Origin of the sequence: Burkholderia latens (assembly GCF_001718795.1) — a bacterium.
GTDB classification, from domain to species: Bacteria; Pseudomonadota; Gammaproteobacteria; order Burkholderiales; family Burkholderiaceae; genus Burkholderia; species Burkholderia latens_A.
In genome coordinates, this window is record NZ_CP013438.1 from 2,113,571 (window position 1) to 2,128,819 (window position 15,249).

Annotated in this window: 15 protein-coding genes; 11 read left to right on the forward strand and 4 right to left on the reverse strand. The window is 67.2% G+C overall.

Annotated elements, in window-relative coordinates; genetic code table 11:
* Positions 1 to 129 precede the first annotated feature (129 nt).
* The 3 genes from WK25_RS28620 to WK25_RS28630 all read left to right on the forward strand — a co-directional run bounded on the left by WK25_RS28620 (position 130) and on the right by WK25_RS28630 (position 2,460).
* A complete protein-coding gene (locus WK25_RS28620) occupies positions 130 to 768 on the forward strand; it encodes a TetR/AcrR family transcriptional regulator (protein WP_040138771.1) in 639 nt (212 codons plus the stop codon).
* A 45-nt stretch (positions 769 to 813) separates the two neighbouring features.
* A complete protein-coding gene (locus WK25_RS28625) occupies positions 814 to 1,797 on the forward strand; it encodes an MDR family oxidoreductase (protein WP_069243373.1) in 984 nt (327 codons plus the stop codon).
* An 84-nt stretch (positions 1,798 to 1,881) separates the two neighbouring features.
* The gene (locus tag WK25_RS28630) at positions 1,882 to 2,460 is read left to right on the forward strand and encodes a peroxidase-related enzyme (RefSeq protein ID WP_069243374.1); all 579 of its coding nucleotides are present in this window, start codon (positions 1,882 to 1,884) and stop codon (positions 2,458 to 2,460) included.
* Positions 2,461 to 2,590: 130 nt separating this feature from the next.
* Here WK25_RS28630 and WK25_RS28635 read toward each other — a convergent pair whose 3' ends face one another.
* Positions 2,591 to 3,466 (reverse strand): SDR family NAD(P)-dependent oxidoreductase, encoded by an 876-nt coding sequence (locus WK25_RS28635; protein ID WP_040138774.1) that lies wholly within the window; start codon positions 3,464 to 3,466, stop codon positions 2,591 to 2,593.
* 204 nt (positions 3,467 to 3,670) lie between these two features.
* A complete protein-coding gene (locus WK25_RS28640; RefSeq protein ID WP_069243375.1) occupies positions 3,671 to 4,249 on the reverse strand; it encodes a TetR/AcrR family transcriptional regulator in 579 nt (192 codons plus the stop codon).
* Between the two features lie 203 nt (positions 4,250 to 4,452).
* Between WK25_RS28640 and zwf the strand changes: the two genes are divergently transcribed.
* Positions 4,453 to 5,928, forward strand: coding sequence for a glucose-6-phosphate dehydrogenase (zwf, locus tag WK25_RS28645; RefSeq protein ID WP_040138776.1), 1,476 nt, complete (start codon positions 4,453 to 4,455; stop codon positions 5,926 to 5,928).
* Positions 5,929 to 6,128: 200 nt separating this feature from the next.
* Here zwf and WK25_RS28650 read toward each other — a convergent pair whose 3' ends face one another.
* On the reverse strand, positions 6,129 to 7,070 hold the full coding sequence (locus tag WK25_RS28650) for a LysR family transcriptional regulator (RefSeq protein WP_069243376.1): 942 nt from the start codon (positions 7,068 to 7,070) through the stop codon (positions 6,129 to 6,131).
* Positions 7,071 to 7,172: 102 nt separating this feature from the next.
* Here WK25_RS28650 and WK25_RS28655 point away from each other — a divergent pair, with 102 nt between their 5' ends.
* The 5 genes from WK25_RS28655 to WK25_RS28675 all read left to right on the forward strand — a co-directional run bounded on the left by WK25_RS28655 (position 7,173) and on the right by WK25_RS28675 (position 11,831).
* A complete protein-coding gene (locus WK25_RS28655) occupies positions 7,173 to 8,375 on the forward strand; it encodes an MFS transporter (protein WP_069243377.1) in 1,203 nt (400 codons plus the stop codon).
* Between the two features lie 29 nt (positions 8,376 to 8,404).
* Positions 8,405 to 8,728, forward strand: a complete 324-nt coding sequence (locus WK25_RS28660; protein ID WP_059548323.1) for a MoaF-related domain-containing protein — start codon at positions 8,405 to 8,407, stop codon at positions 8,726 to 8,728.
* Positions 8,729 to 8,740: 12 nt separating this feature from the next.
* Positions 8,741 to 9,685: an LLM class oxidoreductase gene (locus WK25_RS28665; protein WP_059548325.1), complete on the forward strand. Its 945-nt coding sequence runs from the start codon at positions 8,741 to 8,743 to the stop codon at positions 9,683 to 9,685.
* A gap of 149 nt (positions 9,686 to 9,834) precedes the next feature.
* On the forward strand, positions 9,835 to 10,641 hold the full coding sequence (gene dkgB / locus WK25_RS28670; protein WP_069243580.1) for a 2,5-didehydrogluconate reductase DkgB: 807 nt from the start codon (positions 9,835 to 9,837) through the stop codon (positions 10,639 to 10,641).
* 71 nt (positions 10,642 to 10,712) lie between these two features.
* Positions 10,713 to 11,831 carry an alkene reductase gene (locus tag WK25_RS28675; protein ID WP_069243378.1) on the forward strand — a complete coding sequence of 373 codons (1,119 nt, stop codon included), beginning with the start codon at positions 10,713 to 10,715 and terminating at the stop codon, positions 11,829 to 11,831.
* Between the two features lie 23 nt (positions 11,832 to 11,854).
* On the opposite strand, the gene WK25_RS28680 is transcribed toward WK25_RS28675, so the two are convergent.
* Positions 11,855 to 12,535 (reverse strand): O-methyltransferase, encoded by a 681-nt coding sequence (locus WK25_RS28680; RefSeq protein ID WP_069243379.1) that lies wholly within the window; start codon positions 12,533 to 12,535, stop codon positions 11,855 to 11,857.
* Positions 12,536 to 12,583: 48 nt separating this feature from the next.
* Here WK25_RS28680 and WK25_RS28685 point away from each other — a divergent pair, with 48 nt between their 5' ends.
* Together WK25_RS28685 and WK25_RS28690 are read left to right on the forward strand one after the other, a co-directional pair.
* Entirely contained in the window at positions 12,584 to 13,261 is a 678-nt protein-coding gene (locus tag WK25_RS28685; RefSeq protein ID WP_059548330.1) for a TetR family transcriptional regulator, read from the forward strand.
* A 521-nt stretch (positions 13,262 to 13,782) separates the two neighbouring features.
* Positions 13,783 to 15,171: an NCS2 family permease gene (locus WK25_RS28690; RefSeq protein WP_069243380.1), complete on the forward strand. Its 1,389-nt coding sequence runs from the start codon at positions 13,783 to 13,785 to the stop codon at positions 15,169 to 15,171.
* The last annotated feature ends 78 nt before the right edge of the window (positions 15,172 to 15,249 follow it).

The window sequence follows — 15,249 nt, forward strand, 5'->3', positions numbered from 1 at the left end:
CGGAATTTTTCACCGCGATAAGATTTTTTAATCAGGGTTAATACGGGTGAAGCCGGCACCGGCCGCGGTCGTTCGCTCGACCGTCAACGCGGGGCTTGATTTTAGAGACGAACGGTCTATTATTTGCGAATGGACATTCGCACCACTCCGCCGCGCCGCCGCGGGCGGCCGCCCAAGCAGCACGAAGACCTCGTCGCCACCCGAGACATGCTGTTGCGCACCGGGCTGGAAGCGCTCACCGAAAAGGGCTTTTCGGCCACGGGGCTCGACGAGATCCTCGGCCGCGCCGGCGTGCCGAAGGGCTCGTTCTATCACTACTTCGACAGCAAGGAAGCGTTCGGCCTCGAACTGATCGATCGCTACGCCGAGTTCTTCGCGCGCAAGCTCGATCGCCATTTGAGCCGGACCGATGCGCCGCCGCTGGCACGCGTGCGCGCGTTCGTCGACGATGCGCGCGACGGCATGGCCCGTTACGAATACGCGCGCGGCTGCCTGATCGGCAATCTCGGCCAGGAAATGAGCGCGCTGCCCGAGAGTTTCCGTGCGCGGCTGCGTGCGACGTTCGACGACTGGCAGCGCCGGCTGGCCGACTGCCTCGTCGCCGCTCAACAGGCCGGCGAGCTGGCCGACGCGGCCGATCCCGCCGCTATCGCCGCGTTCTTCTGGATCGGCTGGGAAGGCGCCGTGCTGCGCGCGAAGCTCGAACGCAGCGACGCACCGCTCGCACTGTTCGCCGAGTTTTTCTTCAACGGACTACCGCGCCGCTGAATTTTTTTGCAATTGACTAGACGATCGGTCTAAAAAGGAGGACGCATGTTCCAGGGCATCGTGATCGACAAGGACGAAACCGGCCAGCACGCGCGGTTGCAGACGCTGGACGACACGCAACTGCCGCCGGGCAACGTGACGATCCGCGTCGGCTATTCGACGCTGAATTACAAGGACGGACTCGCGATCACGGGCAAGGGCCCGGTGGTGCGCAAGTTCCCGATGGTGCCGGGCATCGATCTCGTCGGCGAGGTCGAGCACAGCACGCATCCGGATTACCGCGCCGGCGATTGCGTCGTGCTCAACGGCTGGGGCGTCGGCGAGACGCACTGGGGCGGCCTCGCGCAAAAGGCGCGCGTCGACGGCGACTGGCTCGTGCCGCTGCCATCCGAGTTCTCGCCGCGCCAGGCGATGGCGATCGGCACGGCCGGCTATACCGCGATGCTGTGCGTGATGGCGCTCGAACGGCACGGCGTGCGCCCGGGCGACGGGGAGATCGTCGTGACCGGTGCGGCGGGCGGCGTCGGCAGCGTCGCCACGGCGATCCTCGCGCGGCTCGGCTATCGCGTCGTTGCCGTGACCGGCCGCCCCGCCGATGCCGACTACCTGCGGCAGCTCGGCGCGTCGGAAATCCTAGACCGGTCGCAATTCAGCACCCCCGGCAAGCCGCTCGGCAAGGAACGATGGGCGGGCGCCGTCGACGTCGCCGGCAGCCACGTGCTTGCGAACGTATGCGCGACGACGCGCTATCGCGGCGTGGTGACGGCCTGCGGCCTCGCTGCGGGCATGGACTTCCCTGCGACCGTCGCGCCGTTCATCCTGCGCGGCGTGACGCTCGTCGGCATCGATAGCGTGATGTGTCCGCGTGCCGAGCGACTCGAAGCATGGCGCCGCCTCGCGTCCGATCTGGACGTGGAGAAGCTCGGTACGATCGGCCACCAGGTCGGCCTCGGCGACGCGATTCCGCTCGCCGGCGAGTTGATCGGCGGGAAGGTGCGCGGCCGCATCGTCGTCGACGTCAACGCATGAGCCGGCAACGGCAATGCGTCGTTTGTTTATCGACGGGCGGCCCGCGCGTCGGAACCGCCCGCAACGCTTTATTCAGGAGACCCCATGACTGCCGCAGACAACGCCCCCGTCAGCCGCTTCCCGGTGCCGGCACTCGAAGAACTGCCCGACGACATTCGAGAACGGATCGCGGCCGTGCAGGAAAAATCGGGCTTCATCCCGAACGTGTTCCTCACGCTCGCGTATCGCCCGGACGAGTTTCGCGCGTTCATCGCGTATCACGACGCGCTGATGGACAAGCCCGGCAACCTCACGAAGGCCGAACGCGAAATGATCGTCGTGGCGACCAGCAGCGCGAACCAGTGCCAGTACTGCGTAATCGCACACGGCGCGATCCTGCGCATTCGCGCGAAGGATCCGCTGATCGCCGACCAGGTCGCGACCAACTACCGCAAGGCCGACATCACGGTGCGCCAGAAAGCGATGCTCGACTTCGCGATGAAGGTGTCGCAGTCCGCGCATCTGGTCGGCGAGGCAGACTTCGACACGCTGAAGTCGCATGGCTTCACCGAGGAAGACGTGTGGGACATCGCAGCGATCTCGGCATTCTTCGGGATGTCGAATCGCATCGCGAACGTGACGAACATGCGGCCGAACGCGGAGTTTTACACGCTGGGGCGATAACCGGGCATCGGCGGCGCCGGCCGCGCAAGCCGGGCGCGCGCATGCCGCCCGTCTCCGGCTTGCGCTCGCGCGCCGCGCCAGCGGCGACCGCCGCGCCGCTCACCGAACCCGCGACACCGCCGCTGCGTGTTCAACCGGCCTTCTTCAGCGCCTGCAGCCCGTCCGGCAGCTTCGCATCCGGGAACATCGTCGACAACGTCGTGTCCCGCCACCGCGCCGCCTCGTCCGCACGCTGCGTCTCCGCCTGCTCGCACACGAACAGCGCATCGCCGCCGAGCAGCAGCCGCATCGGCACGTCGTCGCGGCGCGACAACCCGACGATCAGCGCCGCGATCCGTACGGGATCGCCGACTTCGTTGCCGCCGTACGAGCCCAGCAGGTCGAGCATTTTCCCGACCGACGGCCGATAGTCGGGCAACAGCCCGTCGACTTCGCGCTTCGCTTGCGCGGCCCAGTCGGTCCGCATCCCGCCCGGCTCGAGCGTGCACACACGGACGCCGAACGGCGCGACCTCCTTCGACAGCACGTCGCTGAATCCGCCGACCGCCCATTTCGCGGCCTGATATGCGGACAGCCCCGGCGTGGACGTGCGCCCGCCGACCGACGATACCTGGAAGATGTGGCCCGCGCGCTGCGCGCGCATCGTCGGTAACACCGCGCGCGTGAGGTTGACCACGCCGAAGAAATTCGTTTCGATCTGAGCGCGGAAGTCGTCGCCACCCATTTGCTCGAACGGCGCCGTGTGACCGTAGCCGGCGTTGTTCACCAGCACGTCGATGCGGCCGAACGCGTCGCGAGCCGCCGTCACCGCGTGCGCGGCCGCTGCTTCGTCGGTCACGTCGAGCGCGACCGGGAGCACGCGCTCGCCGTACCGTTCCACCAGATCCGCAAGCCGCTCAGGATCGCGCGCGCCGGCCACCAGGCGGTCGCCCGCCGCCAGCACCGCTTCCGCGATCGAACGCCCCAGGCCGCGTGCGGCCCCCGTTACCAGCCAGACTTTCGACATATCCCGCTCCTCGACAAGGTTGAAACCAAAATGAATGATTACTCACTCATTAACATGACGCGATCAAACGGTCGTTCGACCGTGACTCGCCCATCCTGAAACCACGTCCCGCCCATTCCCGGCGGCAGCCCGGTGCGTGCAACGGCTGCCGATGCCGCGTTCAGGCCTGGCGCTCTTGCGCCCGTCGGCCCATCACCGCTTCGCTCACACCGCGTGCAACACAGCCCACAACGCGCGGAAACCCGCTTCCCGGTAACCTTCGGCCTGGGCCGGATCCCGGGCGATCGAGTCCATCGCCGTTTCCGCGATCGACGTGAACAGCGCCGCGCAGAACGCATGCGCATCATCGGCCTTCAGCCCGCGAGCCGCGGCGGCATGCTCGCGCAGCAGCGCACGGACCGCACCGAAACCTTCGGCTCCGGCCGCGCGGTGCGCGTCGTCGATGCGGCCGCTCACGCCCAGCTGTTGCAGCGCTCGCCGGCCGTCCGGATTCTCGATGCCCCACGTCACGTACCCATTCCACGCATGCCGCATCGCCTGCTCGGCCGGCGCGTGCTCCGGAAACCCGGTCATCATCGCGTCGCGCATGCCGGCCTTCAGGCTCAGGTACAACGCGTTCAGCAACACGTCCTTGGTCTCGAAATAGGTGAATACCGTGCCTTCGGCAACGCCGGCGAGCCGCGCGATCCGAGCCGTGGTCGCGCCCGCGCCGTCTTCCGCAAGCGCGCGCGCGGCCGCAGAAAGGATCGCTTCGTGCTTGTCGGGACTACGCGGTCGGGCCACGTCGACGCTCCTTTAATGAGTGATTGCTCAATCATAATCGGACTTTCGGCTGGAATGCAAGCGCCGTTACATCGGGGAACCCATCCGCAATTCGTCAAAACCGTGCACTATTAGCGTTTTCACGTACTGGCACGCCAACCCACCAGCGGCCGGCGCGTCGGCGTCCGTTCCACGCTCACCCGTTCCCAGACCGCGAATCACTCATGACGAACAAGCCCAACCAGACCGAAGCCGAGCAGCCCGTCGACATGATCATCTTCGGCGGCGGCGGCGACCTGGCCGCCCGCAAGCTGCTGCCCGCGCTGTACATGGCGCATCTGCACTGCAACCTGCCGCCGGACACGCGGATCATCGCGGTCGGCCGGCGCGACTGGGGCATCGACGGCTACCGCAAGTTCATGGACGAGCAGTCGCGCCCGTTCATCGACGAGAAGGCGTTCGACGCCGAAGCCTGGGCCCGCTTCCTCGACCTGTTCAAATACGTGCTGATCGACGTGAACGCGCCGCAGGACTACGCACGGCTCGCCGAAGCGGCGCGCGGCGACGCGATCCGCGTGTTCTACCTGTCGACGTCGCCGGAACTGTTCACGACGATCTGCGACAACCTGTCGGCAGCGCATCTCGTCGATGCGCGCTCGCGCGTCGTCCTCGAAAAGCCGCTCGGCCACGATCTCGCGTCGGCGAAAGCGATCAACGATGCGGTCGGCAAGCATTTTGAGGAATCGCAGATCTACCGGATCGACCATTACCTCGGCAAGGAAACCGTACAGAACCTGATGGTGCTGCGCTTCGGCAACCCGATCTTCGGGCCGCTGTGGCAGGCGCCGAGCATCCGCAGCGTGCAGATCACGGTCGCGGAGACGGTCGGCGTCGGCAGCCGCGCGGGCTTCTACGACCACACCGGCGCGCTGCGCGACATGGTGCAGAACCACCTGCTGCAACTGCTGTGTATCGTCGCGATGGAGCCGCCGGTGTCGCTCGACCCGGACGCGGTGCGCGACGAAAAGCTGAAGGTGCTGCGCTCGCTGCGGCCGATGGCGCTGTCGGATGTCGCGCGCGACACGGTGCGCGGCCAGTACACGGCGGGCGCGGTGGACGGCCAGCCGGTCAAGGGTTATCTCGAAGAAGACAACGTGCCGGCGGACAGCCACGCGGAGACGTTCGTCGCGCTGCGTGCGTACGTCAACAACTGGCGCTGGGCGAACGTGCCGTTCTTCCTGCGCACCGGCAAGCGGCTGCAACGCCGCCAGTCGGAGATCGTGATCGAGTTCGCGGACATGCCGTTCTCGATCATCCCGAGCGGCCCGCGCCACTACAGCAACCGCCTCGTGATCCAGCTGCAGCCGGAAGAATCGATCCAGCTGCAAATGCTCGCGAAGGAACCGGGCAGCGGGATGAAGATGGTGCCGGTGAGCCTGAACCTCGATTTGCAGCAGGCGATTCCGGAGCGACGCGCGGAAGCGTACGAGCGGCTGCTGATCGACGTGATCCGCGGTCGCCTTACGCACTTCATGCGGCGCGACGAGCTCGAAGCCGCCTGGTCGTGGGTCGAGCCGATCCTCGACGGCTGGAAACAGCTCGGCGACCGCCCTCGCCTCTACACGGCCGGCACGTTCGGGCCCGCCGCATCGTCGGCGCTGCTCGCGCGCGACAACATGTCGTGGGCCGAAGAGGCGTAACGGATCGCGCAACCGGCGCAAGGGCACGAGAAGCGCTTCATGTGAACGCATGCGGGCGGCGCGAGCGCCGTCGGCATGCGCGCACAGCAGGGTGAGCGGCGCACGCGTGCGCCGCCGTCAAATCCGGCGCAGGCAAATCATGCAAATCCGGCGCGCCGCGACGTGCGGGAACGGCGCCGGGCCCCACCACACGGCGTCCGCTACGCGTGCCCCAGCCACGCGGCCTTGCGCCGCGCCGGCGCATCGCCACCAGTTCCGCCACCCAGCGCCTCGATCATGTAATCGACGAACGACGCAATCCGCGACGAAATTGCGGTGTTCCGGTAATACACCGCGTTGATCGGCTGCTCGACGTCGAGCGTCTGCCGCGCGAGCACCTGCACGAGCCTGCCGGTGTCGCGATCCTGCGCGGTCATGAAATCCGACAGGCACACGATGCCCGCGCCTTCGAGCGCGAGCTGCCGCAGCGTCTCGCCGCTCGACGACCAGATGCCGGGCTCGATGCGGCAAGGCTCGCCGTCCGTGCCAAGGATCGGCCACAGGTTCAGCGACTCGGGCTGCGTGAAGCCGAGCAGCGTGTGTTTCGCGAGATCCTCCACCTTGCGCGGCTGGCCGTGCGCATCGAGATACGCGGGGCTTGCGAGGATACGCAGCCTGCTGTTGCCGATCCGCCGGCTGTGCAGCGTCGAATCCTTGAGCCGCCCGATCCGGATCGCGACGTCGGTGCGCCGCTCCAGCAAGTCGATGATTCCCTCGTTGCTGTTCAGTTCCAGGTCGACCTTCGGAAAGCGTTCGCGGTAGCCGCGCACGAGCGGCACGATCACGTGCAGCATGAACGGCGTCGCGGCGTCGACGCGCAGCCGCCCCGACGGCATCTCGCGCCGCGCGAGCATCTGCTCCTCGGCATTCTCGACCGACTCGATGATCGCGCGCGCATCCTGCAGGAATGCGCGCCCCTCTTCGGTCAGTTCGAGCCGGCGCGTGGTCCGGCGCAGCAGCGTGGTCTTCAGCTTTTCCTCGAGCCGCGCGAGCGTGCGGCTCGCGGCCGACACGGTCAGGTCGAGCTGCTGCGCGGCAGCAGTGATCGAACCGGTATCGACCACGGCGGCAAAGGCCTGGAGTTCGTCGAGCGTGATTTTCATTATTGATCTGAAATCAAAACAATTTGGTTTATAGACCAGTTTTTCCGCAAAAGTAAAGGCGGCACACTGCGATCCATCCTTACTGGAACCCTGGATCCCATCATGCCTCTCGCCCTGCTTGCGCTGACCATCAGCGCGTTTGCCATCGGCACGACCGAGTTCGTGATCGTCGGGCTGATTCCGACGATCGGCGCCGACCTCGGCGTCAGCCTGCCGTCGGCCGGCCTGCTCGTCAGTCTCTACGCACTGAGCGTCGCGATCGGCGCGCCGCTCCTCACCGCGCTCACCGGCCGCGTGCCGCGCAAAACGCTGCTTGCCGCGCTGATGGCACTGTTCACCGTCGGCAACCTCGTCGCGTGGCAGGCGCCGAGCTATGAATCGCTGATTGTCGCGCGCGTGCTCACCGGCCTCGCGCACGGCGTGTTCTTCTCGGTCGGCTCGATCATCGCGACGACGCTCGTGACGAAGGACAAGGCTGCGAGCGCGATCGCGACGATGTTCAGCGGCATGACCGTCGCGTTCGTCGCCGGCATTCCGCTCGGCACCTTCATCGGCCAGCACTTCGGCTGGCGTGCGACGTTCCTGATCGTCGCGCTGTTCGGCCTCGTCGCGTTCGTCGGCGCGGTCGCGTTCGTGCCGCGCGGTCTGCCGCAAACGCCGCCGGCGCCGCTCGCCCGCCAGTTCCGCGTGCTCGCGCAACCGCGCCTGCTGCTCGTCTATGCGATGACGGCGGTCGGCTACGGCGGCTCGCTGATCGCGTTCACGTACATGGCGCCGCTGCTCGAACAGATCGCCGGCTTCACGCCGTCGCAGGTCAGCCTCGTGCTCGTCGGCTATGGCGTGTCGGTCGCCTTCGGCAACGTGTGGGGCGGCAAGCTCGCCGACCGCGTCGGACCGGTCAAGGCGCTCAAGCGAATTTTCGTGTTGCTGGCGATCGTGCTGCTCGCGCTGACCTTCACGGTGCAGGTGAAGTGGCTCGCGGTGGTGACGATGCTCGCCTGGGGCGCCGTTGCGTTCGGCAACGTGCCGGGGCTGCAGGTGTACGTCGTCAAGCAGGCGCGCCACTTCGCGCCCGACGCCACCGACGTCGCATCGGGCTTCAACATCGCCGCGTTCAACCTCGGCGTCGCGGGCGGCTCGTCGCTCGGCGGCCTGATCGTCGCGAACGTCGGTCTCGGCCATACGCCGTGGATCGCTGCCGTCGTCACGCTCGGCGCATTCGCGCTGACCGCACTCAGCGGCCGCCTCGATCGCGGTCAGGGCCTGCCGGAACGCACGGCCGAACCCGTCGAACTCGCCCATTGAACGTCATCTTCTGGCAGGAGCCACACACCATGACTGCACCGACCCAACGTCCACCTTTTGCCGGCAAGACCTTCGAAGTCCGCTACGACGGCCTCACCGCGCTCAACGCGTATGACGAAGACGGCCGCCACATGCGCTACGAGATCACCGAAGGCCCGTACGCGGGTGCGAAAGGCGAAGTCGCATACACGTGGCAGCCCGTCGCCGGCGACACCTACGCGATCTCGTGGCAGGAAGCCGACCGTGCGACCGTCGTGCATATCGATGATTTCGCCGCCGGCACGTCGCGCTCGTTCTTCACCGCGGCGTCGCTCGATTTTCATCGCCTCGAAGGCAGCCTGCGCGCGGTCTGAACGGAGCCGATCATGCCCACTTCGCTCGACACACTCGCCGACGGTGGTTTCAGCATCGGCGTCGAACTGCCGCTCGACAACGACTGGACGCCGGCCGGCAACGCCAAACGCCAGCATGACGGCCGCCACCCCGGCGTGCCCGACATGGAGATCCACGCGGAGCTCGCGCAACTCGCCGACACGCTCGGTTTCCGCGCGCTCTGGGTGCGCGACGTGCCGGTGTACGACCCGTCGTTCGGCGACGCCGCGCAGGTGTTCGAGACGTTCTCGTATCTCGGGTATCTCGCCGGCATCACGCGTGACATCCTGCTCGGCACGGCGGCGGTCGTGCTGCCGCTGCGCGAGCCCCTGCTCACGCTGAAATCGGCCGCGACGATCCAGGAACTGAGCCGCGGCCGTCTGCTGCTCGGCGTCGCGAGCGGCGACCGGCCGGTCGAATATCCGCTGTTCGGCCGCGACTTCGCCACGCGCGGCGCAACGTTCCGCGACCAGATCGCGTTGCTGCGCGACGGCGCGCGCCGACAGCTGCCGCCCGGCCTCGACGTGCTGCCTGCCGCACGCTCGCCGGTCCCGCTGCTCGTCGCCGGCCTCGCGCAGCAAACGCCCGAATGGATCGGCGAACACATGGACGGCTGCCTCGCGTATCCGGGCACGCCGGCCGATCACGTGCGGCGCGTCGCGAACTGGCGTGCGGTGGCCGGCAGCAAGCCGTACGTGAGCTTCATCCATCTCGATCTCGCCGACGATCCGCACGAACCGCTGCAGCGCCACCGCTTCGGCGCGCGCGCCGGCCGCATCGCGCTCACGGAAGAACTCGCGGCGATGCGCGATGCGGGCGTGCAGCATATCGGCCTGCATTTTCGCCGCAACCGGCGTCCGCTCGACGAGACGATGTGCGAGATCGCATCGGACGTGCTGCCGGCGTTCCATGCGAACGCGCCGGCCAGCGTCGCATAAGGGCGGCGCACGCAGACGCCGCGGAAGTAATGCACGTCGATATTTGATTTCAGATCAAATATTTTTGGCGTCTGAAGGCGTTTATCTCACCAGTCCCAAGCGTCAGAATGACTTCCATACCGCAATCGCCCCCCTTCCAGGAGCACATGATGAGCAACATTCCCGCATTCGGCCTCGGCACGTTTCGCCTGCAAGGCCAGGTCGTCATCGACTCCGTTCGCAACGGGCTCGAGCTCGGTTATCGAGCGATCGACACCGCACAGATCTACGGCAACGAGGCCGAAGTCGGCGACGCAATCGCCGCATCGGGCGTGCGCCGCGAAGACCTTTTTCTCACGACCAAGATCTGGGTCGACAACTACGCACCGGAAAAGCTCGCCGCGAGCCTCGAGGAAAGTCTGCGCAAGCTGCGCACCGACTATGTCGACCTGACGCTGATCCACTGGCCGGCACCGGACAACGGCGTGCCGCTCGCCGCGTTCATGACCGCGCTGGCCGACGCGAAGGCGAAGGGCCTTACGCGCCAGATCGGCATCTCGAACTTCAACATCGAACTGACGAAGGAAGCGATCGCCGTGGTCGGCAAGGATGCGATCGCGACGAACCAGATCGAACTGAGCCCGTATCTGCAGAACCGCAAGCTGGTCGGATTCCTGCAACGCGAAGGCATACACGTGACGTCGTACATGACGCTCGCGTACGGCAAGGTGCTCGGCGACCCGGTGATCGGCGCGATCGCGCAGCGCCACGACGCGACGCCGGCGCAGGTCGCGCTCGCGTGGGCGCTGCAGCTCGGCTATTCGGTGATTCCGTCGTCGACCAAACGCGAGAACCTCGCGAGCAACCTGCTCGCGCAGACGCTGCGCCTGACCGACGAAGACCTCGTGCAGATCGTCGCGCTCGAGCGCAACGGCCGCGAGGTCGACCCGGCCGGTCTCGCACCGAAGTGGGATTGAGCGCGCCCCGCACGCTCCTCCGAAACGACCCGCCCGCGGCCAGCCGGCTGCGGCACCGACAGGACACCACCATGACTCAACAGGATCCGCTGTTCCAACCGCTGCAACTCGGCGCGCTGACGCTGCCGAACCGCATCGTGATGCCGCCGATGACACGCTCGCGCGCGAGTCAGCCTGGCGACGAAGCCAACGAATTGATGGCCGCGTATTATGCGCAGCGCGCGAGTGCGGGGCTGATTGTCAGCGAAGGCACGTACATCGCGCCGCTCGGCAAAGGCTACGCATGGACGCCCGGCATCCACACGCCGTCGCAGGTAGCCGGCTGGCGCAAGGTGACGGACGCCGTCCACGCGGCGCACGGCCGCATCTTCGCGCAGCTGTGGCACGTCGGCCGGCTGAGCCATACGAGCCTGCTCGGCGGCCGCCAACCCGTGTCGTCGTCGCCGCTGCAGGCGAAGGGCGTGAACGTGTTCGTCGCCAGCGACGACGGCAGCACGCCGGGCTTCGTGCAGGCGTCCGAGCCGCGCGCGCTGTCGATCGATGAAATCGGCGAGATCGTCGACCAATACCGCGCCGCCGCCCGCAACGCGATCGAAGCCGGCTTCGACGGCGTCGAGCTGCACGGTGCGAACGGCTATCTCGTGAACCAGTTCATCGACTCGAACGCAAACACGCGCACCGACGCATACGGCGGCTCGCTGGACAACCGGTTGCGCTTCCTGCGCGAAGTCGCGCAGGCGCTGATCGAAGGCACCGGCGACGCGTCGCGCGTCGGCATCCGGCTCGCGCCGTTGACCACGCTGAACGGCTGTGTCGACGACGATCCGGAAACCACCTATCTCGCCGCCGCCAAGCTGCTTGGCGAACTCGGCGTCGGCTATCTGCACGTCGCGGAAGCCGACTGGGACGACGCGCCGCTGATGCCGGTCGCATTCAAGCAGCAGTTGCGTGCCGCGTACCCGGGCGTGCTGATCTACGCCGGCGCGTACACCGCCGAGCGTGCGCGCGATGCGATCGCCGCCGGCTGGGCCGACCTCGTCGCGTTCGGCCGTCCGTTCGTCGCGAACCCCGACTTGCCCGAGCGCCTGCGCACCGGCGCCCCGCTCGCGCAGCACGACCGCAACACGCTGTTCGGCGGCGGCGCGCGCGGCCTGACCGACTACCCGACGCTCGCACAAACCGCAGCGTAACGACAGAAGCTCGGCGGCCAACGTCAATCCGGTCGCGATCCGCGGATCCGCATCGACAGCTCGACGTCGCCGCCGAACGGCACCGACAGATAGCCGTTGCGCGGCTCGCGCACGTACGCGAGGTACTCGGGGCTGTACTGCGCGTTGTCGGCGACGACAAACGCACCCGGCCGCAGGCGCGGCTCGACCCGCGCGAGTATCTCCGAATACAGCGCCTTCGCGCCGTCGAGCAGCAGCAGGTCGACGGTATCCGGCAGATCCACGGCCAGCGTGCTCAGCGCATCGCCTTCGCGGATCTCGACCAGATCGGCCAATCCCGCCGCCGTGAGGTTCGCACGCGCCCGCGCGACCTTCGACGCTTCGAACTCGCTCGTGATCACGCGGCCGCCGCCGTTGTCGCGCAACGCGGCGGCGAGGTGCAGTGTCGAGATGCCGAACGACGTTCCGAATTCGACGATCGAACGCGCGCCGCAGCTGCGCGCGAGCATGTACAGAAGCGTGCCCGTCTCGCGCGACACCGCGAGCGGGTAGTCCTTCAGGCGTGCATAGAAGTCCGCGTAGCCGGTCTTGCTGCGCATCAGCCGCGCTTGCTCGTCGCGCGTCAAGTCGGCGAAGTCCGGGTTCGACGCGGGCGACGACGCGTCGGCTTCGTCGAACAGGCGCTCCAGCAGCGACGCGAGCGGGTCTTGAATCAGGGTGGTCATGCGAATCTCCGGTGTCAGGTTGAATGCGTCAGTGCGCCCGACTAGAATATGACGAACTATTCAGGTTTTACTATTCGCATTGGCAGGCCCGTCATGACCCAGCGTCGCAACGCCCCGATCGCCTCGCGCCGACAGCCTCGGCAGGCCCGCTCGACCCAACTCGTCGACGACGTGCTCGAGGCCGCTATTCAGGTTTTGGCTGCCGAAGGCGCACAGCGCTTCACGATGGCGCGCGTCGCCGAGCGCGCCGGCGTGAGCGTCGGCTCGCTATACCAGTACTTTCCGAACAAGGCGGCCGTGCTGTTCCGGCTCCAGCACGACGAATGGCGGCAGACGTCGGGAATGCTGTGCGAGATGCTGCAGGACACGAGCAAGACGCCGCCCGAGCGGCTGCGCACCGCCGTCCACGCGTTTATCCGTTCCGAATGCGACGAGGCGCCGATGCGCATCGCGCTCGACGACGCCGCGCCCCTCTATCGCGACGCCCCCGAGGCCCAGGCAGTGAAGGCCGAGGGCAACCGCGTGTTCAGCGCGTTCATGCGCGAAGCGCTGCCCGGCGTATCCGACGCCGAACATGCGCTCGCGTGCACGCTGGTCATGACGACGCTCACGTCCGGCGGCAAGGCGTTCTCCGAAACCGCGCGCACGCCCGCGGAGATCGCCGCGTTCTCGGACGCGATGGCCGACATGTTCGACGCGTACCTTGCACATCTGTCGCGCGGTTGACGGGCGGTCGAAATGCGGCGGCAGCTGCACGGCTCACGCGCCGCGGCGGCATCGTCCGGATGCGGGCTGCGCGCGGCGGCGTCCGTGCCGCCGTACGCGGCCGATGAAAGACGCGCGTAAGATTCGACGCATCACCCGCCATCCGCGCGGCGCGCCGGTCCCGCATTCAAATAGTCGCCTTAACGGATTCCAACTAGGCGTATACACGCGTTCCGCGCCGACAAAGCCCCGTTCCACGCCGATATAAGCGTTGCGACATGCGCTGCATGCACGTCCCCCAATGGGACGTGATGACCCGTTCGCCTAACCTTCGCTACGGCAAAGCACACGTGACGGGTCGACCCCACCATGCGTCGCACGACGCGCCATCCGCGCGCCCTTCGGAGCGCGCACGACGACACGCACCACGCGTGACGCGTCATGCGCGCCCACGACGTTGCCGATAACTTCAACCAGATACGAGACACCCTGACGACGGTCCGCCACGGCCCGTTTCAGCACGCTGATAAAGGAGCAAGCTCATGAGTGATACCCCGGTGCAACCGACGGTCGGCGTCGGCGCGCAAGAAACTGACCTCCGCACCACGGGGCTCATCGACCGGTACTTCGGCATTTCGTCGCGCGGCAGCACGCAACGTCGCGAAATCGTCGCGGGCGTGACCACCTTCCTCGCGATGGTGTATTCCGTATTCGTCGTGCCCGGCATGTTCGGCAAAGCCGGCTTCGACACGAGCGCCGTGTTCGTCGCGGTCTGCCTGACCACCGCGTTCGGTTCGCTGCTGATGGGCCTGTGGGCGAAGCTGCCGATCGCGATCGGCTGCGCGATTTCGCTGACCGCCTTCACCGCGTTCGGCCTCGTGCTCGGCAAGGGACTGCACCCGAGCGTCGCGCTCGGCGCCGTCTTCCTGATGGGTGTCGTGTTCACCGGCATCTCGGTCACCGGCGTGCGTTCGTGGATCCTGCGCAACCTGCCGGCAGGCGTCGCGCACGGCACCGGCATCGGCATCGGCCTGTTCCTGCTGCTGATCGCGTCGAACGACGTCGGCCTCGTGATCAAGAATCCGGGCGCCGGCCTGCCGGTGTCGCTCGGGCAAATCGGCGCGTTCCCGGTCATCATGTCGGTCATCGGCCTCGCCGCGATCTTCGGGCTCGAAAAGCGGCGCGTACCGGGCGGCATCCTGCTCGTCGTCGTCGCGATCTCGCTGATCGGCCTCGCGTTCGATCCGGCGGTGAAGTACCGCGGCGTCTTCGCGCTGCCGTCGCTGAGCGCGCCGGGCCATGCGTCGCTGATCGGTGCGATGGACATCAAGGGCGCGCTGTCGATGGCCGTGTTGCCGAGCGTGCTCGCGCTCGTGATGACGGCCGTGTTCGACGCGACCGGCACGATTCGCGCGGTCGCCGGCCAGGCAGGGCAGCTCGACGACAACGGCCGCATCGTCAACGGCGGCCGCGCACTGACCGCGGATTCGGTCAGTTCGATCTTCTCCGGCTTCCTCGGCGGCGCGCCGGCGGCGGCCTATATCGAGTCGAGCGTCGGCGTGGCCGCCGGCGCGAAGACGGGCCTTGCAGCCGCGGTCGTCGGCCTGCTGTTCCTCGTCGTGATGTTCTTCTCGCCGCTCGCGGGCCTCGTGCCCTCGTATGCGACGGCGCCCGCGCTGATGTACGTCGGCCTGCTGATGCTCGGCAGCGTGAGCAAGCTGCACATGGACGACATGGTCGACGCGATGTCGGGCCTCGTATGCGCGGTGTTCATCGTGCTGACCGCGAATATCGTGACGGGGATCATGCTCGGCTTCTCGACGCTCGTGATCGGCCGCCTCGCCAGCGGCGAATTTCGCAAGCTCAACGTCGGCACCGTGCTCATCGCGGCCGTGCTCGTCACGTTCTATCTCGGCGGCTGGGCCATCTGAGCGCAGATCGTGCGCGACGCCGCTCGCAAAAAGGCCGCGCGCATCGGGACGACAACGTCTCCTCCACCATCGTCGTCG

What these genes read in the sequence shown, in the direction of transcription:
- WK25_RS28620 (WP_040138771.1), top strand. Translation starts at nt 130, where the DNA reads ATGGACATTCGCACCACTCCGCCGCGCCGCCGCGGGCGGCCGCCCAAG.
- WK25_RS28625 (WP_069243373.1), top strand. Translation starts at nt 814, where the DNA reads ATGTTCCAGGGCATCGTGATCGACAAGGACGAAACCGGCCAGCACGCG.
- WK25_RS28630 (WP_069243374.1), top strand. Translation starts at nt 1,882, where the DNA reads ATGACTGCCGCAGACAACGCCCCCGTCAGCCGCTTCCCGGTGCCGGCA.
- WK25_RS28635 (WP_040138774.1), bottom strand. Translation starts at nt 3,466, where the DNA reads ATGTCGAAAGTCTGGCTGGTAACGGGGGCCGCACGCGGCCTGGGGCGT.
- zwf (WP_040138776.1), top strand. Translation starts at nt 4,453, where the DNA reads ATGACGAACAAGCCCAACCAGACCGAAGCCGAGCAGCCCGTCGACATG.
- WK25_RS28650 (WP_069243376.1), bottom strand. Translation starts at nt 7,070, where the DNA reads ATGAAAATCACGCTCGACGAACTCCAGGCCTTTGCCGCCGTGGTCGAT.
- WK25_RS28655 (WP_069243377.1), top strand. Translation starts at nt 7,173, where the DNA reads ATGCCTCTCGCCCTGCTTGCGCTGACCATCAGCGCGTTTGCCATCGGC.
- WK25_RS28660 (WP_059548323.1), top strand. Translation starts at nt 8,405, where the DNA reads ATGACTGCACCGACCCAACGTCCACCTTTTGCCGGCAAGACCTTCGAA.
- WK25_RS28665 (WP_059548325.1), top strand. Translation starts at nt 8,741, where the DNA reads ATGCCCACTTCGCTCGACACACTCGCCGACGGTGGTTTCAGCATCGGC.
- dkgB (WP_069243580.1), top strand. Translation starts at nt 9,835, where the DNA reads ATGAGCAACATTCCCGCATTCGGCCTCGGCACGTTTCGCCTGCAAGGC.
- WK25_RS28675 (WP_069243378.1), top strand. Translation starts at nt 10,713, where the DNA reads ATGACTCAACAGGATCCGCTGTTCCAACCGCTGCAACTCGGCGCGCTG.
- WK25_RS28680 (WP_069243379.1), bottom strand. Translation starts at nt 12,535, where the DNA reads ATGACCACCCTGATTCAAGACCCGCTCGCGTCGCTGCTGGAGCGCCTG.
- WK25_RS28685 (WP_059548330.1), top strand. Translation starts at nt 12,584, where the DNA reads ATGACGAACTATTCAGGTTTTACTATTCGCATTGGCAGGCCCGTCATG.
- WK25_RS28690 (WP_069243380.1), top strand. Translation starts at nt 13,783, where the DNA reads ATGAGTGATACCCCGGTGCAACCGACGGTCGGCGTCGGCGCGCAAGAA.